Below are 24,164 nucleotides of genomic sequence, written 5' to 3'. Positions count from 1 at the left end.
GGCCGCGCTCATGTTGACCGTGCTCGTCGTCACGACCGCGTGCGCAGGTGGCGGCGCGAAGCGCGACGCGCTCGTGCTCGGCGCGATCTACCCGACCTCGGGTCCCCAACAGGTCGGTGGCACCGACGAGGAACGGGGCGTCCGTCTCGCGGTCGAATGGGCCAACACCCACGGCGGCGTGCAGGGACGCCCGGCGCGGCTCGAGACAGCTGACGTCCCGCGGCCCGAGGCGGTTCCCTCGGCGATGCGCATGCTGCGCGACCGCGGCGCACGCGTCGTCGTCGGCAGCCATGGCAGCGCGACGTCGGTCGCGGCCGCGAAGGTGGCCGGTGAGACGGGCATGATGCTCTGGGAGACGGGTGCCGTCGGGGGGGCGACGCCCGTCGCGAACGGCGGCCGCAGCTTCTTTCGGCTCGCGCCGATGGGCGCCAACCTCGGTCGCAACGCCATCGCCTTCGTCCGCGACGAGCTCGCGCCCGAGCTGAAGCCGGCCGCTTCCCTCCGTTACGCGGTCGTCTACGTCGACGACCCCTACGGCCGCTCGGTGGGGAAGGGCGCGCTCGACGAGGTTCGAGGCAGCGGCCAAGTCCTGTCCGCGTCGCTCCCCTACGACGCGAGCCGCGCCGACTTCGCGACGATCGCCCGCCGGCTCGCGGAGACGCGCACCGATGTGCTGTTCGCGGTCTCCTATCTCGACGACGGAGTCGCGCTGGTGCGCGCGCTCACCACGGCCAAGGTGCCGCTCGTCGCCAGCATCGGCACCAGCTCGAGCTTCTGCCATCCCCAGTTCGGCCAGCGGCTCGGCCGGCTGGCGGTGGGCATGTTCGCATCCGACAAACCCGATCAGGCCCACGTGCGTCCCGACGCGTTGGAGCCCGAGGGCCGGCGGACGCTGGCGTGGGCGAGCGCGCGCTATCAACGCCGCTACGGCAAGAACATGAGCGCAGAGGCACTCGGCGGGTTCTCCAACGGCTACGGCCTGCTCGCCCACGTGCTCCCTGCGGCGACCTCGTTCGCCCCGACCGCCGTCGCGCGCGCCGCGCTCTCCACCAAGCTGCCGCGTGGCGCGCTCGCCAACGGAGGCGGCCTCGACCTGGCGCCGCCCGGTGCACCGGACGAGGGCGAGAACCGCAGGGCGGCCGGCGTCATCTGGGAGTGGGTGGCGCCGGGCGAGCGGGCGGTCGTGTGGCCCGCACTGTTCGCCACGCACGCGATAGAGCCCCTGCACGCCGGGTGAGCGCGAGCGTGGCCGCCCGACGACGACGGCCTGCCCTCATCGGGTTGGGACTGGCCGCGGCCTATGCGCTCGTGTGCCTCACGACGCTGCGCGTCACGGGCCACGACGTGCGCCCGCTCTTCGAGGGCGTCGGGCCCAGCTCGCCGTACCGCTGGGTGAATCCTCCGAAGGAATTCGCGCCGGGAAACGTCAAGCCCGGCGCATCGAGCACCGACGTCGACCTCCTCGCCAACGGATCGAAGGCGTCCGGGCTCCTCAGCTCCGACAGCCAGCTCGTGATCAACCTCCAAGCAGGTGCCGTGCCCGCGAACGCGGGTGACAACCGGGTCACGGTCAAGTTCGTGCCCCTCGACGCCTCCAAGCTCGGCAGGCTCACCCCTCCGATGCGGCCCGACGGCAACGCCTACCGCGTCGAGATGAGCTACAAGCCGTCGGGAGCCCCGGTCGCGACGCTGACCGCACCCGGCAACGTCCTCGTCGTCGTCCCCGAGCCCGCGGACACCATCTTGTTCTCCGAGGACGGTCGAGCGTGGAAGCAGCTCGCCTCACGACACGAATCCGCTTCCGGCGCCGAGAGCGCTGCGTTCGCCAGCCCCGGCTATTACCTCGCCGGCACCCGTCAACCGCTGCCCTCCCCCGTGGGGACGTCGGGCCGCGGGTACGGCACCGTCGTGGTCATCGTCGTGGTTGGCCTCCTGGCCATCGTGCTCGCGTGGACGCCGTACGTGCGGCAACGGCTACGCACACGCCGGTCGTCGCGAAAGCAGTTACAGCGAGGCGCCCGGGCGTCGCGCTCGCAACGCCGCCGGTGAACCGGGCGCGTCTCGCGCGAAGTCTCGCGGCAATCGCGCTCGTCGCCGGTGGAGTCGTCGCGACCACGCCACCGGCGGACGCACATGCCGTCACCGGCGTCCAGGCAACCAACTACAAGAGCGAGATCGTCGGCGTCACGGACCCCGCCGGGCAGCTCGACGTTCGTCTCCTCGATCTCGGCCGACGCATCGAGCTCGTGAACCGCGGTCCCACCGACATCGTCGTGGTCGGCTATGCGGGCGAGCCGTGGCTGCGCGTCGGTCCCCGAGGTGTGTTCGAGAACACGTACTCCAACAGCGCGTACCTGGAGCGCCAGCGCCCCGGTCGACCGACCGGGCCGCCGCCGGACCCGACGAAGGCGTCGGGCCCACCCCACTGGCGGCGGACGGGGGACGGCACCATGCTCGTGTGGAGCGACCGGCGCACGCGCTTCGAGGGCCCGACGCCCGATCAGGTCCTCCGGGCCCGGGGCCAGGGCCATCTCGTCGTGCCGCGATGGACGGTGGAACTGCGCCGGGGCGACACCGCGCTCGCGATCGCAGGCCGCATCAGCTACGTACCGCCGCCCAACCCGTTGCCATGGGCGCTGTTCGCGATCGCCCTCTTTGCCGCGACGGTCCTGGCGGTGCGCTACATCCGGTGGCCCGGGGTGCTCGGTCACTGCGTTGCCGTGCTCGTTGCGGTCGACGTCGTGCACAGCTTCGCCAACGCCGCGGTGTCCGGGGGCTCGCTGGTCACGCAGGCGGGGAACGTGCTGCGCGGAGGCCCGGTCAGCGTCCTCGCATGGGGTCTGGGCGTCGGTGCGGTCGCCACACTCTCGCAGCGGCGTACGGACGTCGGGATCATCCTCGGCGGCTCCGCGGCGCTCATGATCGCCGTCTACAGCGGGGTCACCGACGCAGGCGCGCTCGCGAGCTCGCAGGTTCCGAGCGCGCTTTCACCGCTCCTGTCGCGGGGGTCGGTCGCGCTCAGCCTCGGCCTCGGGTTCGGGATCGCCGTCGAGCTGGCGTACGAAGGCATGCGCGGGCCGGCGTTCGCCGCGCATGGCCATCAGCCGCGCGCCGCCACTACCGTGCGCGGTTGACGTGCTCGCCCCCACAACCGTGCTCTCGTACATCCCCAGTCCCGGACGGGACTCCATCGATCTCGGCCCTCTCCACCTGCGCGCGTACGGGCTCCTCATCGCCGTGGGCGTCTACGTGGCCGTGCAATGGGGCCGCGCCCGCTGGCAGGCGCGGGGAGGCAAGGGCTCCGACATCACCGACCTCGCGGTGTGGGCCGTGCCCGCCGGGCTCGTCGGAGCGCGCGCGTACCACGTGGTCACGGATTGGCAGCTGTTCCGCGGGCGCTGGTTCGACGTCGTCAAGATCTGGCAGGGAGGCCTCGGCATCTGGGGCGCCGTCGCGGGCGGCGCCATCGCCGCGATGGTCGTCGCCCAACGACGAGGGCTCGACAAGGCCGCGCTGTTCGACATGGCCGCGCCGGTGATCCCACTCGCGCAGGCCATCGGACGCTGGGGAAACTGGTTCAACCAGGAGCTCTTCGGCCGCCCGAGCACCCTGCCGTGGGCGCTGCGCATCGACCCCGGCCACCGGCCGTCGGGCTACCAGCAGTTCGCCACCTTCCATCCCACGTTCCTCTACGAGTGCCTGTGGGACCTCGCGGTGGTGGCGATCGTACTGCTCGTCGAACGGCGGATCCGCCTCCGCCCCGGACGGCTGTTCGCGGTGTACGTGGCTGCCTACACGTTCGGGCGCTTCTGGATCGAGCTCCTGCGCATCGACCCCGCCCACCGCATCGGCGGGCTCCGGATCAACGACTGGGTCAGCGTCTTCGTGTTCGCGGCGGCCGTCGGCGTGCTCGTCGTGAGCGGACGGCCCAAGCCCGAGTCTGCGTCCGTTCCCGCGCCCGCGGACCCGCAACCACTCGAGGCGGAACCGGAGCCCGACCCTCCCCGCTGACCGGCACCGCCGGCTTCCGGGCCCCACCCGGGCCCTTCTCGTCGCGCTCGACCACCGTCACGGGGGCTGAGCGCGACAGGAAGCCCGAATCGGTGGCTGTACATGAACACATGCACATGTATTAATGTATGAGGAATGCCCGCGGTCATCTCCGACACCGGCCTGCACGAAGCCACCGAGCTACTGCGCGCGCTCGCCAGCCCCCATCGCCTGGCCATCGTACGTGCGCTGGCCGCCGGGCCCCGCTGTGTCCACGAGCTGGTCGACTCGCTCGCCATCTCGCAGTCCCTCGTCTCCCAGCACCTCCGCGTGCTCCGTGGGGCGGGGTTGGTGAGCACGGAGCGCCGAGGTCGGGAGATCGCCTACTCGCTCAGCGACGAGCACGTCGCCCACATCGTCAACGACGCCATCATCCACGCACAGGAGAGAACCAGCTCATGACCACCGCACACGACACCCATGCCGGCCATCACCACAGCCACGCCCACGGCACGGACTGCGGGCACGTGGCCGTCCGTCACGACGACCACACCGACTACCTCCACGACGGCCACGCCCATCGTGAGCACGACGGTCACTGGGACGAGTGCTCACCGGACGCGCACGTCGCGCATGCGGCGCACGACCACGAGCACGCCGAGGGCTGCGGCCACGAGACCGTCGCCCACGACGACCACGTCGACTACGTGCACGACGGGCACCGTCACGCCGCGCATGACGACCACTGGGACGAGCACTGAGCCCATCGGCTGCCGACGCCTCGCGCGACAGCGAGCCTGACCGCCTGCACGTGCAGGTCGAGGTTCGGCTCGCCGCGCTCGACCAGCGCTACACGCGCGGGCGTCGTGCGTTGGTGGAGGTGCTCGGCGACACCGACCGCCCCCTCACGATCCCCGAGATCCTGGAGGCGGCCAACCGCTCGCTTCCGGGTGGCCACCGGCTGCCGCAGAGCTCCGCGTACCGCAGCCTCACCGCCCTCGCCGAGGCGGGGGTGGTGCGGCGACTGGCCGGCAACGACGACCTCGGCCGTTTCGAGCTGGCCGAGGATCTGAGCGGCCACCATCACCACCATCTGGTGTGCACCTCGTGCGGCCTCGTGGCCGACGTGCCGGCATCACCGCGGCTCGAGCGGGCGCTCTCGGAGGCCGGCCGGGTGGCGGCCGAGGAGACCGGCTTCGAGGTCAACGACCACCGCATCGACCTCGTCGGCCGCTGCGCCACCTGCCGTTAGCCTTCTTGTCAGCGCCGGCGCAGGAGCAATGACGCGCCGAGCGCGGCGGTGCAGGTAAGCGCGATCGCGCCACCGGCGGCGATGTCGAGCACCGACGAGAGGCACAGCCCGACGACGCCGCTCGCGGCGCCGGTGGCCGCGGCCAGCGCCATCGTCGGGCCGACCCGCTCCGCCCACAGGCGGGCGGTGAGCGCGGGCACGGTGAGCAGCGCCACCGCGAGCAGGGTCCCGACCGCGGGCACCGCGGTGACCAGCGCGAACGTCACGACGACGAGCACGAGGGCATCGAGCATCCCCGTGCGATAGCCCGCCGCGGCGGCGCCTCCGGGATCGAACGCGCCGAGCACCAGCTCCTTGTGGAGCGCGCCGAGGACGACGAGCAGGACGCCGCCCGTCACCGCGGTCGTGACGATGTCGGCACGGGTGACCGTCAACACCGAGCCGACGAGGAACGCGGACAGGTCGCGGGACGCGTCGGGACGGGCCGAGATGACGAGCACGCCCAGCGCGAAGGACCCCGCCAGCACCACGCCGACCGCGCTCGTCTCGTCGAGCGCCCGGTTGGCCCCCAGTGCCGCGACGAGAAGCGCGACGAGCAGGCCGAACGCCCAGCCTCCGACGAAGAGGCTCACGCCCGCGACCGACGCGAGCACCACGCCCGGAAAGGTGGCGTGCGACATGGCAACGACGAAGAACGGCAGTCGTCGGAGCAGCACGTGCACGCCGACGACGCCCGTGACCGCGCCCACGAGCACCGACTCGAGCAGTGCCCGCTGGAAGAACGGCGAACCGAGGCTGTCGACCAGCGCGCTCACCGGTTCACCGTCCTCGTCCCTCGGACGCTGCGCCGGCCTGCCACACGCGGCCGGGCGAGGGCGGAGCGGGCCGCAGCGGCGGCGCCGAGAAGGACGAAGCCCGCGGTGAGCGTCAGCACGACGGTGGCACCGGACGCGAGCCGCACGCCGTGGTGCACGGAGGCCTCGTAGCTGAGGGACAGCCCCACCCAACCACAGACGAGCGCGAGGACGACCGCCACCGCCATCATCGACGTGACGCCGCGACACACCAGGCGGGCCGCGGCCGCCGGCGTGACGAGGAAGGCGACGACCAGCACGGTGCCGAGCGCCCGTACCGCGGCGACGACCACCAGTGCGACCACCAGGTTGAGCGCCAGGTCGAGCCAGCCGGTGCGGTAGCCGAGCGACGCCGCCCCGCCGGGGTCGAACGCGAGCAGCACCAGCTCCTTGTGCAGGGCGGCGACCACCGTGACGCACACCACCGTGACGATCGCGGTCTCGATCAGCTGGCGCGTGTCAACTGCGAGGATGCGCCCGAAGAGCAGCGAGGTGAGGTCGCGCTGGAAGCCGCGGCGGTGCGAGACCAACACGACACCCAGTGCGAACGCTCCGGCGATCAGGACGGCCAGCGCGGCATCGGGATCGACGCGCGGTCGACGAGCGAGCAGCCCGAGGAGCACGATCGTCGCAACCGCGGCGACGAGCGCGCCGACGAGCAGCGACTGGCCGGTCACGAACGCGATCGCGATGCCGGGGAAGACGGTGTGCTGCAGGGCCTCGCTGAGGAAGGCCAGACGGCGGAGCAGCACGTGCACGCCGACGACGCCACCGACCAGGCCGAGCAGGAGCACCTCGACCAGCGCACGGGCCATGAACGGCGCCTCGAACGGGTCGAGCAGCACGCGCCGCAACATGGGCGCCCGTCAGCGGAGGGTGAGGATGGTGGTGGCGCCCGCGAGGGTGACGACGCTGCCGCCGTAGGTCTCGCGCAGGGACTCGGCGGTCAGCGCCTCCTCGATGGGGCCGAACGAGACCTGCCGGCGGTTCAGCAGGCACGCGCGCCCACACGCCAGGTGCGCGACCGAGAGGTCGTGGGTCGACATCACCACGGCCACCCCCTCGACACGCAGACCTGCGAGCACCCGCAGCAGCAGCTCGGTCGTCGTGCCGTCGACGCCGTTGAACGGCTCGTCGAGAAGCAGCAGCTCGGCCTCCTGCGCGATCGCTCGCGCCAGGAGCACCCGCTGGCGCTGTCCCCCCGAGAGCAGGCCGAAGCGGTCATGGGCCCGGGCGAGCATCCCGACCTCGTCGAGCGCACGCCGCGCCGCGTCGCGGTCGGCGGCACCGGGTCGGCGCAACCACCCGACGCGCCGATAGCGCCCCATCAGCACGACCTGGAGCGCCGTGACGGGGAACTCGGTGTCGAGCACGTCGGCCTGAGGCACGTAGGCGACCCGGCCCCGCGCCCGATCGGGCGAGGTGCCGAGCACCTCGATCTCGCCGTGCACCACGGGCACCAGGCCCAGGATCGCCTTGATGAGCGTGGTCTTGCCCGCGCCGTTGGGCCCGATCAAGGCGATGGCCTCGCCGGGCTCGACCCGGCCCGTGACCCCTTCGAGGACGGGGTCGCGCCCGTACGACGCGGCGACCTCGTGCAACGAGAGCGCGGGGCCGTCAGCGAAGGTTCTCAACGATGACCTTCGTGTTGTGACGCTGCATCTTCAGGTAGGTGTCGCCGTCGCTGCCCGGAGGACCGAGCGAGTCGCCGAACAGCGCGTCGTCGCCTTGGACGATCTTCACGCCGGCCTGCGAGGCGATGGCCGCGGCGGTCTTCGGCGGGAGGGACGCCTCCGAGAACACCGCCTTCACACCCTCGGACCTGATCTTGGCGACGAGGTCGGAGATGTCGCGGCTCGAGAGCTCGGCCTGGGTGTCGAAGCTCGGGATCACCGAGCCGACGAACTGGAGCCCGTAGCGATCGACGTAGTAGCCGAACGCGTCGTGGTTGGTGACGAGCTTCCGGTTGGTGAGCGCGCTCAGCTCCGACGCGATCTCACGATCGAGCCCGTCGAGCTGCGTGTCGTAGGCGTCGCGATTTGTCTCGTAGGTCGACGCGCCCGGCGGGTCGGCCGCGACGAGCGCCTTGGTGACGTTGGCGACCATGATCTTCGCGTTGCCGGGGGCGAACCAGATGTGGGGATCGCCCTCCTTCTCCTCCGCACCCGTGCCGGCGCGCACCTTCACTCCCTTGCTCGCGTCGACGATCTGGCCCCGGGGCACGGCGCTGTCGATCGTCGGCTTGAGCCACTTCTCGAGGCCCACGCCGTTCTGGATCACGACGTCGGCGTCGCGGATCGCCTCGATGTCGGCGGGCGAGGGCTCGAAGTCGTGGGCGTCGACGTTCGCCCTGACGACGTCGTACACGTCGGCTCGGGAGCCGGCGACGATCCGGGTGAAGTCGGTGAGCTGAGTGGTAGTGGCAACCACTTTCAGCATCTTGCCAGACTTCGCGTCCGCGTGGTCGGCTCCGCATGAGGCGGTCACGGCACCGGCGACGACCAGCAGGGCGAGCAGCTTGCGCAAACGGTGCCTCCGGGAGCCCTCAGTGAGAGTGTTTCTCGATTACCCCTCCACCTTAGACTGAGAATCGTTCTCGGTCAAGGCTCGCTCTCGTCCCAGAACTCGCGCTCCCCTCGGGACGGCCGCCACTCGTCTCGGCGCCGGCGTGCCCGTCGCTGGAGCCGGAGGGCCAGCCGTTCGCCCGCGGCGCGCGGCGAGGGCAGGCGCGGGCGAGCACGCTTCGTGTGCTGGACTCCCCGCGTCACCACGGCCGACGCGAGGGCAGTCGTCAGCGGTACCGACGCCACCAGGCCGATGCTGCCAACGAGCGTCCGCACGATCTCCTCGGCCACCACCTCGGAAGTGAGGATGTCGCCCACCCGACGGTCGGCAAGGGTGAACAGGATCAGCAGCGGCAGGCTCGCCCCGGCGTACGCGAAGACCAGCGTGTACACGGTGGAGGCGATGTGGTCGCGCCCGATCCGCATGCCCGAGCGGTAGAGGTCGACAGCGCGGAGCGCCGGGTTCACGGCGTGGAGCTCCCATACCGACGAGGCCTGGGTGACGGTGACGTCGTTCAGCGCGCCGAGCGAGCCGATCACCACGCCCGCCAGGACGACGCCGCTCAGGCTCCAGCCGGCCACCCACGGCCTGGAGGTACGTCGACTCCTCCGACGCCAGGCCCGTGATGTGCGACGCGGCGACGAACAGACCGGCGAGCGCGCCCGTGAGCCCGAGGCTCGCGAGGGTGCCGAGCAGGGCCGTCGTGGTACGGGCGGTGAGCCCGTGGACCAGGTAGAGGACGAACAGCATGATGATCGACGACCCCACCAACGCCACTGCGAGCGGGCTCTTGCCGTCGAGCACGGCGGGCAGCACGAACCACACGAGCACCGTCCACGTCACGGCCAGGCCGATCAACGCGGCCAACCCGCGCCAGCCGGCCACGGCCACGACAGCGAGCGCGAACCCGATGGCGAGGAGGACGAGCGGCCGTCGCCGCTGGAGGTCGGAGAAGTAGTAGTCGACGCGGCCGGTGGGATCGACGGAGCGGCCGAGCACCACCCGATCGCCGGTCTCGAGCGTGGGCACGTCGGCCCCGAACGTCAGCTCCGGCAGCCGGGCGGAATGGCCGCGGTCAGGGCCGCTCGTGATGCGAACGCGAACGGTGCTGCACATGTTCTGCACCGCGGGACAACGTACGCTCGCCACCGACGTCACGGTTGCGTCGACCAGCTCCGCCGGCGGTCCGAAGGTGCCGGGCAGCCGGCGGGTGCGGGTGTGCGGCCAGAGCACCACGAGACCGACGATCGTCGCCACCACCAGCGGCACGAGCGCGGCCGACAGTAGGGGCCCGGGTGCGCGGCGACGCCCGCTGACGCGGCCGGTCAGGCGGGTGCAGATGGCCGTCCACCAGAGGACAACCCTATGAGAGCGCTCAGCGCCCGACGTCGATCGTCACGTCGGCCGCGAGCCGTACCCCGTTGGACGAGCCGGTGATCGAGTAGCGCCAACGTCCGGCCGCCGCGTTCGTGTCGGCCGAGAAGTGGCCGGCCGTGAGCCGGCGCAGGTCGAGCTTCGAGGCGGTCACGCCTGGGCCGGTCGCGGTACCCGACAGCTCACTGACCGGTCGCTCCGCGCCGCGGCTGTCGAAGAAGGTGACGTGCAGCTGGTTGGCGCCCGGCTTCCCGGGGTCGAGGTAGATCTGCACCTTCCCCGTGCCGTTCAGCGCCACCGTGTAGATCGTCGGCAGCCCGGGCGTGCGGGTCACGTCGACCTTCTGGGTGGGCCGGCTGGTCGTCAGCTCGAGCGGCACCTCGACCGCCTCGATCCCGCGCGGCACGACGACCGTCACCTTCCAGCGGCCGTCGAGCGACAGGTTGGAACCGGTCGCGGCGAAGGTTCCCGGCGCGGTCTTCGGGAGCTCGAGCGCCGACTCGCTCACGTCAGGCCGGTCGGCCGAGTTGAAGCGGAGCCGGACGCTGTTGACCGTGACCGGCGCGCCCGAGTCGTAGTCGGTCACCCGGACGACGAAGCGGTTGGACCCGACCGTGCCGGGCGTGGCTTCGAGCGCGACGCGGGTCGTCGTGGCGAAGTCGGCGCCGCTGACCCGGACCGGCTTGACCGTCTCGAGCGCGACGGCCTTCGGCGTGCCCCCGGGCGCCAGGTTGACGAGCAGCCCGGTGGCGCTGAGCACGACCGCTGCGACCGCCAGCTCGCTCGTGCCCACGCGCCGCAGGCCGCGCAGTGACTCGCGGACCGCGGGGACGTTCCGGAAGCGGTTGATCCCGCCCAGCCCGGCCAGCACGAGGAGCAACGACGACTTCAGGACCACCAGGCGGCCGAAGCCGGTGTCGACCAGCCGTGCCCATCCGCCGACCTCGTTCACCGCCCGGGTGACACCGGTCGTGACGACGACCGCGAGCGCGACCCCCGCGACGGTGGAGTAGCGACGTACGGCCCGCGCCAGGTCGTCGCCGACGAGCCGCCTGGTGGCGAGCAGCAGCGCGCCGAGGCCCCCGAGCCAGACCGCAGCGGAGGCGAAGTGGACCCACTGCACGGTGCCCTGCACCCACTTCGACGAGGACGCGGCGGCGTGGCTCGAGGTCACGTCGCCCACCATGGCCGCCAGCGCGCCTCCCGCCACGACGACGAACGCGGCGCGGCGCACGGGCCCTTCGGACATCAGGGCGACGACGACTGCGATCTGGATCGCGGCGACCGGGATCAAGCGCCAGAGGAACGAGTGACCGAGCGAGCTGTCCAAGACATCGCCCCACGGGATGCCGGCGTTCGCGCGTTGCGCCTGCGTGATCCCAACCGCGCCGACGAGGGCGACGACCCATCCCACGCCTGCGGCGCGCGCAAGAAGGACACCGGCGCCCGGAGCGATGAACAGACCCATCCACGCAGTGCCGAGCAGCACGACGAGGCCGAGATAGAACGCGGCGCGCGCGGCGACCGCCAGCGTCGAGGGGGTCGGCGCCGTCGGCAGCTTGAACCCGCCGGTCGTGGTGGTCGGCGCGGGCACGCCGACGCCGAGCGCGTAGCTGCCGTCGGCGAGGTGGCCGTCAACCTTCGAGAGCGCGCGCCAGTCGATCGTGTAGGTGCCCCGCGGGAGGTTGCTCACGCTCACGTGCAGCGAGTCGGGCCGGCCCGCCACCACCTCGATCGGCCCGTGAGGCACCGACCGGCCGGTGGAGTCGAGCACGTTGATGAGCGAGACCTTGGGGTCGGGCGTCTCGGTGAACGTGAGCGTGAGGCCCGTCGGGGAGGTCGTCAGCGACGCACCCTGCGGCGGGTCGGCGTCCTTCAACAGCGCATGGGCGAAGGCCGGCGTGGGTGCGCCGAGCGCACCCACGCAGGCCCCCGCGAGGACCAGGCCGGCCAGGCCCAGCCGGATGCGCACCTACGCGGTTCCCGCTCCGCGCCGTCGCGCGCCCATGAGGGCGATCCCACCCAGCACGACGGCAACCACGATCGCGACGATTCCGATCACGGTAGCGGTCGTCGCCGACGACTTGGCGTCGTCCGCAGCCTTCTTGCTGGACGCGGCGGCCTGCTGGGCCTTCACCAGGCGGGAGTCGATGCGGTCGATCTTCTGCGCCAGCTCACCGCGCGTCGGGTCCTTCGCGGGGAACGCCACCTCGGTGTCGTCCTTGGCCTCGTCGAACCCGGTGTCCGACGACGTGAACGACTCGTCGAACTGCTGTCCGCGGATGGTGCCGGTGAAGTGGAAGGTGTACTTGCCCGGCCGGGTCGGGACCAGATCGGAACGATAGTCACCCTTGGTTCCCTCTTCGTCGCTGAACGCGGGCTTGATGTCGAGGGGGCCGGACTTCTTGTCGCCGAAAGAGGCTTCCACCTTGAGGGTGTCACCCAGATCGGTGATCGGTTGGTCGTTGGCGTCGTGCAGGATGAACTGGATGGCGTTGGGGTCGCCGGTGTACGCGGGCTCGGTCGCCCAGCCCACCTCGACCTTGAACTGGCCCGCGTCGCGCGCCTCGTGGGCGAACGCTGTGCCTGCGGTCATGGCGACGAGAGCTCCGCTCATGGCGAGGGCAGCTCCCAGCTGCGTCTTGTGACGCGAGAGATGCACGGGTGCTCCTTTCAGCACGGTTGCGAATGCGTGCGCGAAGCGCACGAGAGCCCGAACTGGAGTCGGGAGGTCTCTCAGTGGCTGAGACGGAGCAGGGGAGGTGGCCGCTGCAGGAGGTGACGGCCGAAGCGTTCGAGGGGCGTGAACGAACGCAGGCGACCGGCGGCCGGCGCGGCAAGCACGGCGACTCTTGCCCGGGTAAGCCAGTGGGCGAGCCGCTCGACCGCGTCGATGCGACGGGCCAGGTCGGCGACGCGACTGCGGCACGCGATCACGATTGCGGCGACCAGGCACGCGACGCTGAGCTGCACGAATGACGCCGCCCAGTGGGCGCCCGCGAACACGCCCAGCAGCGGCATGGCTTCGTGCGACAGCGCGTGCTCGAGGTTCTCCTGCAGCGCGTAGAGCACGAGCTGCGCCAGGCCCAGCGGCAGCGCCAGCGCGAGCCAGCGGCCACCGACAGACGAAACGGTTGGCGCGGTGTGTGGCACCGTCGGGTAGAGGCGAGGGCGCGCGCCACGGAAGGCGCGCGCCAGGCCTTCGGTGGCGCGCTCGAGCCGCTGCGTCAGCGCAGCTGCCATCCGCACCCAGCCGACACCGGTCAGCGCAGCGAGGACGACGAGCAGCGCGCCGAGCGGGAGCATGTAGAGGTGCACGGAGTGGCTGAGCTCGTGGACGAGCCCCGCTGACCCCTCCACCCGGTAGTGCTCGGCGACATGACCGAGCCACACGCCGCCGAACGCGAGCAGCACCGCTCGGCATGCAGCGAGCCGCGACCCGAAACCGGTCGTCACGTTCGTGAGGCTACTGCCGGCGGTGTCGGCGCGTCGGGTCGGCGACGCGAAGCTGTGAGACTGATAAGAGTTGCGTTCTTGTCGTAGTCAGCCGTCGTGAGGACGCCGTACTACGACAAGAAGCGCTGGGCGGTCAGTCCGCGACGAGCGCCTCACGCAGGCGGGTGATCGTGCGGAGCTGGCGGTTGACGTCTTCCTGCGCCAGGTCCTTGCGCGACTGCACCTTGGTCGCGAGCTTGTCGAGCCGGAGGCTCTCCTCCTCGCGGAGCACCACCTGCTCGTCGGTCGGCCGGGTGCGGAGCGCTCGGTTGAACGCTTCGTTCGCGTCGCTCGCCCGCGTCAACCCCAGCTTCTTGGCGATGGCCGCGAACGAGCGGCCGCTCCTGCGGAGCTCGAGCGCCGTGTCGTCGGAAGACGACTCAGTCGTCACGACCGCGTCAGATCGCGCGGACGGAGCTGGCCTGCGGGCCCTTGGGGCCGGAGGTCTTCTGAAACTCCACCCGCTGACCCTCGGCCAGCTCGCGGTATCCCTGCATCTCGATCGCGCTGTGGTGCACGAACAGGTCGTCGCCACCCTCGTCGGGGGTGATGAAGCCGAAGCCCTTGGTCGCGTTGAACCACTTCACCGTGCCTACTGCCATTTCTTCGTTCCTCTGCTCTCCCACGCGCCGTTCGATCTTGCGGGAGACCAAGAAGGCAACCGGCAACGGCGCCCCGAGCGGCGTGGAACATCGGGGGCCACAAAGAACCCTACTACGTGTTGCCGGCGGGGTGGCCGATCCGCGCCATCCCGCCTCTGTGCGGGTCAGCCGTCGCGCAGACGGGCACGCTTGGCGTTGGCCGTGCGGCGGCCGCGGTCGGCCTGGTCGAGGATCGCCTTGCGCAGGCGAACCTGCTTGGGCGTGACCTCGATGCACTCGTCCTCGCGGATGAACTCGAGAGCCTGCTCGAGCGACAGCAGACGCGGCGGGATCAGCCGCACCAGCTCGTCGGCGGTGGAAGATCGCATGTTCGTCAGCTTGCGCTCCCTCGTGGGGTTCACGTCCATGTCCTCGGTGCGCGCGTTCTCACCCACGATCATCCCTTCGTAGACCTCCTCACCGGGCCCCACGAAGAGCGCCCCGCGCTCCTGCAGGCTCAGCAGCGCGTAGGTCGTCGTCGGCCCGGACCGGTCGGCGACGAGCGAGCCCGAGGGCCGGGTGCGGAGCTCGCCGTACCACGGCTCGAACCGATCGAACACATGATGCAGCACGCCGGTACCGCGCGTCTCGGTGAGGAACTCCGTGCGAAACCCGATGAGCGCGCGCGCCGGCACCAGGTAGTCGAGGCGCACCCAGCCCGTGCCGTGGTTCACCATCTGCTCGAGCCGACCCTTGCGCAGAGCGAGAAGTTGCGTCACCACGCCGAGGAACTCCTCGGGCGCGTCGATCGACACCCGCTCGACCGGCTCGTGGACCTTGCCGTCGACGATGCGCGTCACCACCTGGGGCTTGCCCACGGTGAGCTCGAAGCCCTCGCGTCGCATCATCTCGACGAGCACCGCGAGCTGGAGCTCGCCGCGGCCCTGCACCTCCCAGGTGTCGGGGCGCTCGGTGGGGAGCACCCACAGCGACACGTTCCCGACCAGCTCCGAGTCGAGCCGGCTCTTGATCAGCCGGGCGGTGAGCTTCCTGCCGTCGAGGCCCGCGAGGGGCGACGTGTTGACGCCGAGCGTCATCCCGAGGCTGGGCTCGTCGACGCGGATGACGGGCAGGAACCGCGGGTCGTCGGGGTCGGCGAGCGTCTCGCCGATTGTGACGTCGGGCAGGCCGGCGACCGCGATGATCTCCCCCGGTCCCGCCTCGTCCGCGTCGACCCGGTCGAGCGCCTCGGTCACGTACATCTCGGTGATCTTCACCCGCTCGATCGTGCCGTCGGCCCGGCACCAGGCCACCTGCTGACCGCGGCGGATGGTGCCGTGACGCACACGGCACAGCGCAAGACGTCCGACGTAAGGCGACGCGTCGAGGTTGGCGACCAGTGCCTGCAGCGGGTGCTCGGGATCGAACGTGGGCGCGGGGATGTGCTCGAAGATGGCCTCGAACAGCGGCTCCAGGTCGGTGCCGACGTCGGCCGGGTCGAACGAGGCCCGACCGGCGCGCGCGTTGCAGTACACGATGGGGAACTCGATCTGCACTTCGCCCGCGTCGAGGTCGAGGAACAGCTCGTAGACCTCGTCGACGACCTCCTTGATGCGGCTGTCGGGTCGGTCGACCTTGTTGATCACGAGCACGACGGGCAGGTGCCGCTCGAGCGCCTTCCGCAGCACGAAGCGGGTCTGGGGCAGTGGTCCCTCGCTGGCGTCGACGAGCAGCAACACGCCGTCGACCATCGCGAGCGCCCGCTCCACCTCGCCGCCGAAGTCGGCGTGGCCCGGCGTGTCGACGATGTTGAGCTTCACGCCCGAGTGCCGCACCGCGGTGTTCTTGGCCAGGATGGTGATGCCCTTCTCCCGCTCGAGGTCCATCGAGTCCATGACCCGCTCCGCCACCTCCTGGTGGGCGCGGAACGCGCCGGACTGCCAGAGCATGGCGTCGACGAGGGTGGTCTTGCCGTGGTCGACGTGGGCGACGATCGCCAGGTTGCGCAGATCGGCGCGCGAGGAGAGGCGGGGAGACGTCATGGGCACTCTCATGGTACCGGTCACCTCGACCGTTCCGGAGCAGGTCAGACGGGATCGTCGTCCCGCAGCAGGGCTCGGGCCTCGTCGCCGTCGGGGATCGGCCGTCCGGAGTCCCGCCATTCGACGGCGTCGTGGAACCCGTGCGCCTCGGCGTGCTGCTGGAACCACACGCCTTCCGGCGAGTGGCGGGCGATGCCGTCGAACACCGTCGCGAGGGTCTGCGTCGCGTGCAGGCCCATGGCGTCGACCGCGCTGTTGATCATCAGCTTCTGCATCATCAGCTGGTTGCGCGGCACGCCTGCCACCCGCTCGGCCAGCGCATCGACGGTTGTGTCGAGGTCGCGTGCCGCCACGGCCTCGGCGACGAGACCCCATTCGGCCGCGGTCCGGCCGTCGATCGTGTCGCCCGTGAACAACAGCCGCTTCGCCCGTTCGGCGCCGAGGCGGAACACCCACATGGCCGTGGTCGGACAGCCCCAGACACGCGCCGGCATGTAGCCGATGCGGGCGTCCTCGGCCATCACGACGAGGTCGCAGCTGAGGGCGATGTCGCTGCCTCCCGCGACGGCGTACCCATGGACCTTGGCGATCGTCGGCTTGTAGCTGCGCCAGAGCGACATGAAGTCGTCGGTGTTCCGGCGCATCAGCCGGTAGTCCGCCATCGGGTCCCACGGCATGCGGCCAGACACCTGCGCGCCGGCGTCGACTCGCTCCGCATAGCGCTTGAGGTCGTAGCCCGCGCAGAACGCCCGGCCCGCCCCTTCCACCACGATCACGTGGACCGCGGGGTCGGCGTTCGCCTCGTCGACCGCGAGCCGGATCTCGCGGGGCATGTGATCGTCGATGGCGTTGAGCCGCTCCGGCCGGTCGAGCGTGATCCGGGCGATGCGACCGTCGGTGCGATATGCGATCGATGCGTAAGTCATGGCCCGACCGTAGGTCCTCCAGCGGGACCTACACTCCCGGTGCCATGAGAGGAATCCTGAGCGCGGGGGGCTACGTCCCCCATGGGCGGCTCGACCGGTCGGCGATCGCTCCGTTCGTGGGCGCGGGTGGGGGCAGAGGCAGCCGGAGTGTCGCCTCCTACGACGAGGACACCACGACGATGGGCTTCGAGGCGGCCCGGCTGGCGTTGCGCGCGGCAGCCGATTCGCCGCGGCCCGACATGGTGTGGTTCTCGACCGTGACGCCCGCCTATCTCGACAAGACCAATGCCACCGCCATCCACGCGGCGTTGCGCCTCGACGACGACGTCGCGGCCCTCGACCTCGGAGGGGCGCAGCGTTCGGCGGTGGGCGCGCTCCGTATCGCCCTCGCGGGGAACGACACGGTGCTGGTGGTGGCGGCCGACATGCGCACCGGCTTCCCCGGCGGCGCGGACGAAGCCTCCGGCGGCGACGGAGCAGCCGCGCTGCTCGTCGGTGACGACGCGTCGGCGCCGCTGCTCGCGGAGCACATCGGCGCGGCGTCGATCACCGCCGAGTTCCTCGACCGCTGGCGGGCGCCGGGCGACGTGCGTTCGAAGGTGTGGGAGGAACGCTTCGGCGAGACGAGGTACGTCGCGCTGGGCGAGCGGGCGTGGAGCGACGCGCTCAAGCAGGCGGAGCTCACGCCCGCCGACGTCGATCGCGTCATCGTCACGAGCGCCCATGCGCGCGCCACCCGGTCGCTGGTCAACCGGCTCGGCGTCGCGAAGGAGGCGATCGTCGACGACCTGGGTGCGACCGTCGGCAACACCGGCGCCGCGCACCCGGCCCTGCTCCTCGCGGCGACGCTCGAGGCGATGTCCCTAGCGTCGGCGGCGTCGGGAGCATCCGGCCAGGTGATTGCGTTGGTGGTGCTGGCCGATGGGGCCGACGTGCTGCTGTTCCGCACCACCGCAGCCCTCGCCGGGTGCCGGACCGCGTCCGCGGTCGCGGACCAGGTCGCGACCGCGCGGCCGGTCGGGTACGGCAAGTTCCTTGCCTGGCGGGGCATGCTCCCCGTCGAGCCTCCCCGGCGCCCCGAGCCCGGACGCGTGTCCGCTTCGGCATCGGCCCGGCACGAGGACTGGAAGTTCGGCTTCGTGGGCCGGCGCGACCCCGACACCGACGCGCCGCAGCTCCCGCCGCTGCCCGGAGGCACCGGCTCGGCCGCGATGGCCGACGTCCCCGGCACGATCGCCGCCTACACCGTCGACCGGATCGCCTACTCCCCCAGCCCGCCGATCGTCTTCGCCATCGTGGACTTCGACGGCGGCGGCCGGTTCCCCGTCGAGCTCACCGACGTCGCCGAGAGCGACGTGCAGGTCGGCGACCGGGTCGAGATGACGTTCCGGCGCCTCTTCACCGCGGATGGGATCCACAATTACTTCTGGAAGGCCCGACCGATCGGGTCGCCTCACGACCGGCCCGACCGACAGGACGGATAGGAGAGCTCGATGCCCTCACACGGGATCAAGGACCAGGTCGCGATCGTCGGCGCCGCCTGCACGCCGTTCGGCGAGCACTGGGACCGCGGCGCCGACGATCTCATGGTGCAGGCGGCGAACGAGACGCTCGCCTCGGCCGGCATCGAGAAGGACGACATCGACGCCTTCTGGCTGGGGACGGCGACGAGCGGGATGAGCGGCATCACCCTCGCCCGCCCGCTCCAGGTCGAGGGCAAGCCGGTGACGCGCGTCGAGAATTACTGCGCGACCGGATCCGAGGCGCTGCGCGGGGCCGCGTACGCAGTGGCCTCCGGCGCCTACGACGTGGCAATGGCGCTGGGCGTCGAGAAGGTGAAGGACAGCGGCTACCAGGGCCTCGCCGGGGGCGCCGGCTCCCCGCCGACCGACGGCACCCAGCGCACGCTCACCGCGGCCGCCATGTACAGCATGGTCGCCCCCAGCTATGCGCGGAAGTACGGCGTGAGTGACGAGGAGATGCGCGACGTGCTCGCGCGCATCGCGTGGAAGAACCACTACAACGGCGCGCGCAACCCCCGTGCCCAGTTCCGGCGCGAGGTCAGCACCGAGACGATCTGCGCGTCGCCGCGCGTCGCCGGCCTGCTCGGCGTGTTCGACTGCGCGGGCGTCGCCGACGGCTCCGCCGCCGCGATCGTCGTCCGCGCCGAGGACGCGCACCGCTACACCGACAAGCCGCTCTACATCAAGGCCCTCTCCTTCGTGGCCGGCACCGGCAGCGGGCTCGCAGACCCCGACTACGACTACACGACCTTTCCCGAGGTGGTGGCCAGCGCGGAGGACGCGTACCGCCAGGCGGGCATCACCGACCCGCGCCACGAGCTGGCGATGGCCGAGGTGCACGACTGCTTCACACCCACCGAGCTCGCGCTCATGGAGGACCTCGGGTTCGCCGAAAGGGGCACGGGCTGGAAGGAGATCCTGGCGGGGTCGTTCGATCTCGGAGGCGACCTGCCGGTCAACCCCGACGGCGGCCTGAAGAGCTTCGGTCACCCGGTCGGTGCGTCGGGCCTGCGGATGATCTTCGAGTGCTGGCTCCAGCTGCGCGGCGAGGCGCCCGAGGAGAGGCGGCTCGGCAACGACCGCCGGCTCGCCCTCACCCACAACCTCGGCGGCTACCCCGGCGAGATGGTGTCGTTCATCTCGGTGGTCGGTAGCGAGCTGGGCTGACGCGCTCGCCTCGGCCTGCCGTGCGCCTCGGCGACACCGCGAACGCTGACGCAGACCACTGGGGCAAGCCGCTCGACGGCGTGCGCGTGCTCGCCGTCGAGCAGATGCAGGCCCTGCCGTTCGCGACGCAGCTGCTTGCCCGCTTGGGCGCCGAGGTCGTCAAGATCGAGCCTCCCGCGGGCGAGTCGGGACGGGGATCACAGCCCTCCATGCGCGACCCGTCCGGCCGCGACGTCGGCGCCACGTTCCTGCGCAACAACCTCAACAAGCGCAGCGTGGCGATCGACCTGAAGGCACCCGAGGGCCGCGACCTCTTCCTGCGCCTCGTACCACGCTTCGACGTGGTGGCCGAGAACTTCAAGGCCGGCACGATGGACCGGCTGGGCCTCGGGTACGACGTCGTCGCCGCGGTCCACCCGCGGGCGATCTACGTCTCGGTCTCGGGCTTCGGCACCGGTGCGTCGCCGTACGCGCAATGGCCCGCGTACGCGTCGATCGTCGAGGCCATGTCGGGGATCTACGAGTACATGCGTCCGCCCGACCAGCCGCCGCGGGCCAACCCGGTCGGCGCGCTCGGCGACATCAGCTCCGCGCTGTTCGCCACCATCGGTGTGCTGGCCGCGCTGCGCCACCGCGACCGCACGGGCGAGGGTCAACAGGTCGACGTCGCCATGTACGACGCGACCGTCGCGATGACCGACATCGTGACCAACCTCGCGTCGCTCGGCGTCGAACGCAGGGCGTTCCCGCAACCGTTCATCCTCGATGTGTTCCGGGCGTCCGACGGCTGGTTCGTGATGCAACTCGTCCGCGAGCACCAGTTCGAGCGCCTGGCGCGCGTGGTCGAACGTCCGGAGTGGATCGGCGACGCGCGGCTCGCAACACGCGCCGGCTGGGGCGAGCACCTCGACGACGTCCTGCGCCCGGGAATCGAGGCGTGGGCCGCCACCCGCACGAAGGTCGAGGCCGCCGAGGTTCTGACCGCCGCCGGCGTCGCCGCGGGCCCATGCCACGACGCGGCCGAGGTGACGGCCGACCCCCATCTGGCGGCGCGCAACATGTTGGTGGAGATGGCACGCGCCGATGGTGTCGACGGTGACGTGATCGTGCCCGGCAACCCCGTGAAGCTCTCCAAGGTGGCCGAGGGCCCCGAGACGAGGGTGCCCTGGGTGGGTGAGCACACCGACGAGGTGCTCCGCCGCGAGCTCGGGCTCGGCGACGGTGAGCTGGAGGCCCTGGCGGGCGACGGAGTGATCGCATGTCAGTAAACTGACGGGTCGTCAGATCTGGAGGGAGGGAGCCTGCATGGACTTCGACTTCTCGCCCGAGCAGCTCGCCTTCGCCGACGAGGTCGAGCGGTTCCTCGACGAGAACGACGACCCCGACGTGTTCGACGTGACGCGGGAGAACATGGCCCAGATCGTCGACACGCCGAAGCGGCGCGAGCTCATGCGCAAGATCGCGGACCGCGGCTGGCTCGGCATCACCTGGCCCAAGGAGTGGGGCGGCCAGGAGGGCGAAGGGGTCTACGAGTACCTCCTCAACGAGGCGCTGGCCCGGCGGGGCGGGCCGCAGATCGGCAAGGGCGTCGGCATCATCGGCAAGACGGTGCTGGCCCACGGGAGCGACAAGCTCAAGCGCGAGTTCCTGCCCAAGATCCTGCGCAACGAGGTCGAGTTCGCAGTCGGCTACAGCGAGCCCGACGCGGGCTCCGACGCGGCCTCCATGAAGTTGCGGGCGACTCGCGACGGCGAGGGATGGCGGCTGAACGGCCAGAAGACGTGGACGACGTCGGCCCACTTCGCCGAGTGGTACTGGGTGGGGGCTCGCACCGATCCCGACGCCCCCAAGCACAACGGGATCACGTTGTTCCTCGTGCCACTCGACCATCCCGGCATCACGATCAACGGGATCTGGACGATGGGCGACGAGCGCACCAACGACGTGTTCTTCGACGACGTCTGGGTGTCGGACGACTACGTGGTCGGCGAGGTCAACCGCGGCTTCCAGTACATCTCCGAGGCGCTCGACCTCGAGCGCTTCACCATGTTCACGTTCTCCCCCATCCAGCAGCGGCTCGAGCTCCTGTGCGAGCACGTCGCCACCGAGACGCGCGACGGGCGGCCGCTGCGCGATGACCCGGTGATCCGCCGCCAGGTCGCCCACCTCGTCACCGAGGCCGAGGTGGCGCGCGTGCTCGGGCTGCGGTTCGTCGCCGCCTCGATGAAAGGCGGCCCGCCGCCGACCACCGAGGCCTCCGAGTACAAGCTGTTCGCCACCGAGCTGTCGAAGCGATTGGCCGACACCTCGATGGACGTCGGCGGACCGGGATCGCAGCTGCGGGTGCGCACCGACGACGCGCCGATGAAGGGCCGGGCGGAGTCGACCTACCGCTACACGGTGATCGACACCATCGGTGGTGGCACCTCGGAGGTGCAGAAGAACATCATCTCCCGGCGCAAGCTCGGCCTCCCCAAGAACTTCTGACATGACCGGGCCGCGTCGATGAGGGAGGGCATGCTCAGGGGCGTCACCGTGCTCGACCTCGCGAGCGTCGGTCCCGCGGCGCGGGCCTCGCGGTGGCTGGCCGACTACGGCGCCGACGTGGTCAAGGTCGGGCCCGTCCCCGCGCAGGACGGTGTGCAGATCACACCGCCCTTCCATGCGTACAGCGCGCACCGGGAGATGCGGCGGGCACTGGTCGACCTCAAGGCGCCCGAGGGTCGCGACGTCTTCCTGCGCCTCGCCGACGGCGCCGACGTCGTGCTGGAGAGCTACCGGCCGGGCGTGGTCGACCGGCTCGGCATCGGCTACGACGACGTCAGGGCGCGCAACCCGGGCATCGTCTACTGCTCCACGACCGGTTACGGACAGCGCGGCCCGCGCGCCGCTTGGGCGGGTCACGACCTGAACTACCTCGCGACCGGTGGCTTCCTCGACTGCTCGGGACCGGGGCCCGACGGCCAACCGCCGATCCCCGGTGCCACCGTGGCCGACAGCGCGGGCGGCGGCATGCACGCGGTGATCGCCATCCTCGCCGCGCTCGTCCGTCGCAGCGCAACGGGCGACGGCGCCTACCTCGACGTCTCGGTGGCGGAAGGCGTGCTCGCGCTGATGGCACTGCAGATCGACGAGCATCTGGCCACGGGGGCGCGACCCGGTCCACGTCACGGGATGCTCACCGGCCGCTACGCCTGCTACGACACCTACGTCGCAGCGGACGGGAGATGGCTGTCGGTCGCAGCCATCGAGGCACGGTTCTGGTCGAACCTCTGCCGCGCCCTCGGACTCGAGCGGTGGGCGGACCACCAGACCGACGACGACGTCCAGGACGAGATCCGAGCCGATCTGCGCGCCGCCTTCGCAACGCGCGATCGCGACGCGTGGATCGACGAGCTGGGCCCGGCCGACACCTGCGTCGCGCCCGTGCTGTCCGTTGCCGAGCTGGTCGACGACCCGCAGTTCAACGCGCGGGGCGCGTTCGTCGACGCCGTGCACCCCTGCCACGGGTCGTTCCGACAGCTCGCGCCCACCCTCGCGGGGATGACCCGACCGAGCGGGCCCGCGGCCGTGCCCGACAGCGATCTCACCGACACCGACGAGCTCCTGCGCGCGGCCGGGATCTCGCCCGAGGAGTCCGTCGAGCTGCGGCGGGCGGGGGTTGTGGCGTGAGCTCGGGTGCCGAACAGGGCGGGTTGCCGGACGACGTCGCGGCGCGTGTCGGATGCGTGCAGTACGAGCAGAGGGGCGGCTTCCCGGTGGAGCGCGGCTACATCTGGTCCACGTGCGCGTCGGTGGAGAATGCCAACCCGCTGTTCTGGGACGACGAGGTGGCGAGGACGATCACCGGCGGACCGATCGCCCCGCCCACGATGTTGTCGGTGTGGTTTCGCCCGCACCACTGGGCCCCAGGTCGCACCGGGGAGCTACTGCCGCTGCAGGTGCACTTCGACCTCAAGGAGCACTTCGGCCTACCGGAGGCCGTGATCTCCGAAAACACGATCGTCTTCCACGACCCCGTGCGGCCGGGCGACGAGGTGTCGAGCCGCCAGATCCTGCGCTCGGTGAGCGAGGAGAAGACGACCCGCCTGGGCACCGGCCGGTTCTGGGTGATCGACGTCGAGTACCGCAACCAGCGCGACGAGGTGGTCGGTGTCGAGTCCTACACCGGATTCGGCTACCGCAGAGCGCCGACATGAGGGGCGCCGACGTGACCGTCGAACAGGTGCGTGAGGGCCAGGAGCTCGCGCCCCTCGTCCACGACGTCACCGCCACGACCATCGTGCTGGGCGCGCTCGCGAGCCGCGACTGGCGACCCATGCACCACGACCATGACTTCGCCGTCCACCGCAACGGGATGCGCGACATCTTCATGAACACGCCCACCCAGGCCGC

The 24,164-nt window shown here is 71.2% G+C and carries 25 protein-coding genes and 2 pseudogenes (1 of these 27 cut by a window edge); 14 read left to right on the top strand and 13 right to left on the bottom strand.

What is annotated here, in order from left to right; genetic code table 11:
* The first annotated feature begins 10 nt into the window (after positions 1–10).
* The 7 genes from E6G06_19020 (at position 11) to E6G06_18990 (ending at position 5,242) form a co-directional block, all read left to right on the top strand.
* Complete coding sequence (locus E6G06_19020; protein TML87049.1) at positions 11–1,237, top strand: amino acid ABC transporter substrate-binding protein; 1,227 nt, start codon at positions 11–13, stop codon at positions 1,235–1,237.
* On the top strand, positions 1,234–2,049 hold the full coding sequence (locus E6G06_19015; GenBank protein ID TML87048.1) for a hypothetical protein: 816 nt from the start codon (positions 1,234–1,236) through the stop codon (positions 2,047–2,049). The genes E6G06_19020 and E6G06_19015 overlap by 4 nt, the downstream gene beginning before the upstream one ends.
* Positions 2,046–3,134, top strand: a complete 1,089-nt coding sequence (locus E6G06_19010) for a hypothetical protein (protein TML87047.1) — start codon at positions 2,046–2,048, stop codon at positions 3,132–3,134. Before E6G06_19015 ends, E6G06_19010 begins: the two co-directional genes overlap by 4 nt.
* The gene (locus E6G06_19005) at positions 3,094–4,011 is read left to right on the top strand and encodes a prolipoprotein diacylglyceryl transferase (GenBank protein ID TML87046.1); all 918 of its coding nucleotides are present in this window, start codon (positions 3,094–3,096) and stop codon (positions 4,009–4,011) included. The genes E6G06_19010 and E6G06_19005 overlap by 41 nt, the downstream gene beginning before the upstream one ends.
* 135 nt (positions 4,012–4,146) lie before the next feature.
* The gene (locus E6G06_19000; GenBank protein TML87045.1) at positions 4,147–4,452 is read left to right on the top strand and encodes a helix-turn-helix transcriptional regulator; all 306 of its coding nucleotides are present in this window, start codon (positions 4,147–4,149) and stop codon (positions 4,450–4,452) included.
* Positions 4,449–4,751, top strand: a complete 303-nt coding sequence (locus E6G06_18995; GenBank protein ID TML87044.1) for a hypothetical protein — start codon at positions 4,449–4,451, stop codon at positions 4,749–4,751. The genes E6G06_19000 and E6G06_18995 overlap by 4 nt, the downstream gene beginning before the upstream one ends.
* Positions 4,736–5,242, top strand: coding sequence for a transcriptional repressor (locus E6G06_18990; GenBank protein ID TML87043.1), 507 nt, complete (start codon positions 4,736–4,738; stop codon positions 5,240–5,242). The genes E6G06_18995 and E6G06_18990 overlap by 16 nt, the downstream gene beginning before the upstream one ends.
* 8 nt (positions 5,243–5,250) lie before the next feature.
* Here E6G06_18990 and E6G06_18985 read toward each other — a convergent pair whose 3' ends face one another.
* From E6G06_18985 to E6G06_18925, 13 genes and pseudogenes are all read right to left on the bottom strand, one after another.
* Entirely contained in the window at positions 5,251–6,048 is a 798-nt protein-coding gene (locus E6G06_18985) for a metal ABC transporter permease (GenBank protein TML87076.1), read from the bottom strand.
* Between the two features lie 5 nt (positions 6,049–6,053).
* Positions 6,054–6,950 (bottom strand): metal ABC transporter permease, encoded by an 897-nt coding sequence (locus E6G06_18980; GenBank protein ID TML87075.1) that lies wholly within the window; start codon positions 6,948–6,950, stop codon positions 6,054–6,056.
* A gap of 12 nt (positions 6,951–6,962) precedes the next feature.
* Positions 6,963–7,730 (bottom strand): metal ABC transporter ATP-binding protein, encoded by a 768-nt coding sequence (locus E6G06_18975; protein ID TML87042.1) that lies wholly within the window; start codon positions 7,728–7,730, stop codon positions 6,963–6,965.
* Positions 7,714–8,535: a zinc ABC transporter substrate-binding protein gene (locus E6G06_18970; protein ID TML87041.1), complete on the bottom strand. Its 822-nt coding sequence runs from the start codon at positions 8,533–8,535 to the stop codon at positions 7,714–7,716. The genes E6G06_18975 and E6G06_18970 overlap by 17 nt, the downstream gene beginning before the upstream one ends.
* Positions 8,536–8,696: 161 nt before the next feature.
* Positions 8,697–9,242: a YibE/F family protein gene (locus tag E6G06_18965; protein ID TML87040.1), complete on the bottom strand. Its 546-nt coding sequence runs from the start codon at positions 9,240–9,242 to the stop codon at positions 8,697–8,699.
* A 1-nt stretch (position 9,243) separates the two neighbouring features.
* Positions 9,244–9,777, bottom strand: a pseudogene (locus tag E6G06_18960) (YibE/F family protein).
* Between the two features lie 259 nt (positions 9,778–10,036).
* Positions 10,037–12,007 carry a hypothetical protein gene (locus E6G06_18955; protein TML87039.1) on the bottom strand — a complete coding sequence of 657 codons (1,971 nt, stop codon included), beginning with the start codon at positions 12,005–12,007 and terminating at the stop codon, positions 10,037–10,039.
* Positions 12,008–12,697 carry a hypothetical protein gene (locus E6G06_18950; protein TML87038.1) on the bottom strand — a complete coding sequence of 230 codons (690 nt, stop codon included), beginning with the start codon at positions 12,695–12,697 and terminating at the stop codon, positions 12,008–12,010. It abuts the gene before it with no gap.
* 74 nt (positions 12,698–12,771) lie between these two features.
* The gene (locus E6G06_18945) at positions 12,772–13,491 is read right to left on the bottom strand and encodes a hypothetical protein (GenBank protein ID TML87037.1); all 720 of its coding nucleotides are present in this window, start codon (positions 13,489–13,491) and stop codon (positions 12,772–12,774) included.
* Between the two features lie 133 nt (positions 13,492–13,624).
* Positions 13,625–13,921, bottom strand: a complete 297-nt coding sequence (locus E6G06_18940) for a hypothetical protein (protein TML87036.1) — start codon at positions 13,919–13,921, stop codon at positions 13,625–13,627.
* Between the two features lie 7 nt (positions 13,922–13,928).
* Positions 13,929–14,132, bottom strand: coding sequence for a cold-shock protein (locus E6G06_18935; protein ID TML87035.1), 204 nt, complete (start codon positions 14,130–14,132; stop codon positions 13,929–13,931).
* Between the two features lie 164 nt (positions 14,133–14,296).
* Positions 14,297–16,153 (bottom strand): translational GTPase TypA, encoded by a 1,857-nt coding sequence (gene typA, locus E6G06_18930; GenBank protein ID TML87034.1) that lies wholly within the window; start codon positions 16,151–16,153, stop codon positions 14,297–14,299.
* A gap of 44 nt (positions 16,154–16,197) precedes the next feature.
* Positions 16,198–17,079: a crotonase/enoyl-CoA hydratase family protein gene (locus E6G06_18925; GenBank protein ID TML87033.1), complete on the bottom strand. Its 882-nt coding sequence runs from the start codon at positions 17,077–17,079 to the stop codon at positions 16,198–16,200.
* 44 nt (positions 17,080–17,123) lie between these two features.
* On the opposite strand from E6G06_18925, the gene E6G06_18920 reads away from it, so the two are divergent.
* From E6G06_18920 to E6G06_18890, 7 genes and pseudogenes are all read left to right on the top strand, one after another.
* A complete protein-coding gene (locus tag E6G06_18920; protein TML87032.1) occupies positions 17,124–18,563 on the top strand; it encodes a hydroxymethylglutaryl-CoA synthase in 1,440 nt (479 codons plus the stop codon).
* 9 nt (positions 18,564–18,572) lie between these two features.
* Positions 18,573–19,769, top strand: coding sequence for an acetyl-CoA acetyltransferase (locus tag E6G06_18915; protein ID TML87031.1), 1,197 nt, complete (start codon positions 18,573–18,575; stop codon positions 19,767–19,769).
* 104 nt (positions 19,770–19,873) lie between these two features.
* The gene (locus E6G06_18910; GenBank protein TML87074.1) at positions 19,874–21,037 is read left to right on the top strand and encodes a CoA transferase; all 1,164 of its coding nucleotides are present in this window, start codon (positions 19,874–19,876) and stop codon (positions 21,035–21,037) included.
* Positions 21,038–21,074: 37 nt separating this feature from the next.
* Positions 21,075–22,256, top strand: a complete 1,182-nt coding sequence (locus E6G06_18905) for an acyl-CoA dehydrogenase (GenBank protein TML87030.1) — start codon at positions 21,075–21,077, stop codon at positions 22,254–22,256.
* A gap of 18 nt (positions 22,257–22,274) precedes the next feature.
* Entirely contained in the window at positions 22,275–23,441 is a 1,167-nt protein-coding gene (locus E6G06_18900; protein TML87029.1) for a CoA transferase, read from the top strand.
* A gap of 23 nt (positions 23,442–23,464) precedes the next feature.
* Positions 23,465–23,968, top strand: coding sequence for a MaoC family dehydratase (locus tag E6G06_18895; protein ID TML87073.1), 504 nt, complete (start codon positions 23,465–23,467; stop codon positions 23,966–23,968).
* A pseudogene (locus E6G06_18890) lies at positions 23,965–24,164 on the top strand (hypothetical protein); it runs 252 nt beyond the window's last position. The gene E6G06_18895 and the pseudogene E6G06_18890 overlap by 4 nt, the downstream one beginning before the upstream one ends.

The sequence above is a fragment of the Actinomycetota bacterium genome (assembly GCA_005888325.1).
Taxonomy (GTDB): domain Bacteria; phylum Actinomycetota; class Acidimicrobiia; order Acidimicrobiales; family AC-14; genus AC-14.
The sequence above is the reverse complement of the archived record's forward strand: the minus strand, read 5'-3'. Positions and strand labels throughout refer to the sequence as shown.

Bases quoted from the DNA above. Each gene is read 5' to 3' on its own strand.
- E6G06_18935 (TML87035.1), bottom strand. From the start codon at position 14,132: ATGGCAGTAGGCACGGTGAAGTGGTTCAACGCGACCAAGGGCTTCGGC.
- E6G06_18995 (TML87044.1), top strand. From the start codon at position 4,449: ATGACCACCGCACACGACACCCATGCCGGCCATCACCACAGCCACGCC.
- E6G06_18915 (TML87031.1), top strand. From the start codon at position 18,573: ATGCCCTCACACGGGATCAAGGACCAGGTCGCGATCGTCGGCGCCGCC.
- E6G06_18905 (TML87030.1), top strand. From the start codon at position 21,075: ATGGACTTCGACTTCTCGCCCGAGCAGCTCGCCTTCGCCGACGAGGTC.
- E6G06_19005 (TML87046.1), top strand. From the start codon at position 3,094: ATGGCCATCAGCCGCGCGCCGCCACTACCGTGCGCGGTTGACGTGCTC.
- E6G06_18910 (TML87074.1), top strand. From the start codon at position 19,874: ATGCAGGCCCTGCCGTTCGCGACGCAGCTGCTTGCCCGCTTGGGCGCC.
- E6G06_18920 (TML87032.1), top strand. From the start codon at position 17,124: ATGAGAGGAATCCTGAGCGCGGGGGGCTACGTCCCCCATGGGCGGCTC.
- typA (TML87034.1), bottom strand. From the start codon at position 16,153: ATGACGTCTCCCCGCCTCTCCTCGCGCGCCGATCTGCGCAACCTGGCG.
- E6G06_18925 (TML87033.1), bottom strand. From the start codon at position 17,079: ATGACTTACGCATCGATCGCATATCGCACCGACGGTCGCATCGCCCGG.
- E6G06_18970 (TML87041.1), bottom strand. From the start codon at position 8,535: ATGCTGAAAGTGGTTGCCACTACCACTCAGCTCACCGACTTCACCCGG.
- E6G06_19020 (TML87049.1), top strand. From the start codon at position 11: ATGTTGACCGTGCTCGTCGTCACGACCGCGTGCGCAGGTGGCGGCGCG.
- E6G06_19000 (TML87045.1), top strand. From the start codon at position 4,147: ATGCCCGCGGTCATCTCCGACACCGGCCTGCACGAAGCCACCGAGCTA.
- E6G06_18900 (TML87029.1), top strand. From the start codon at position 22,275: ATGAGGGAGGGCATGCTCAGGGGCGTCACCGTGCTCGACCTCGCGAGC.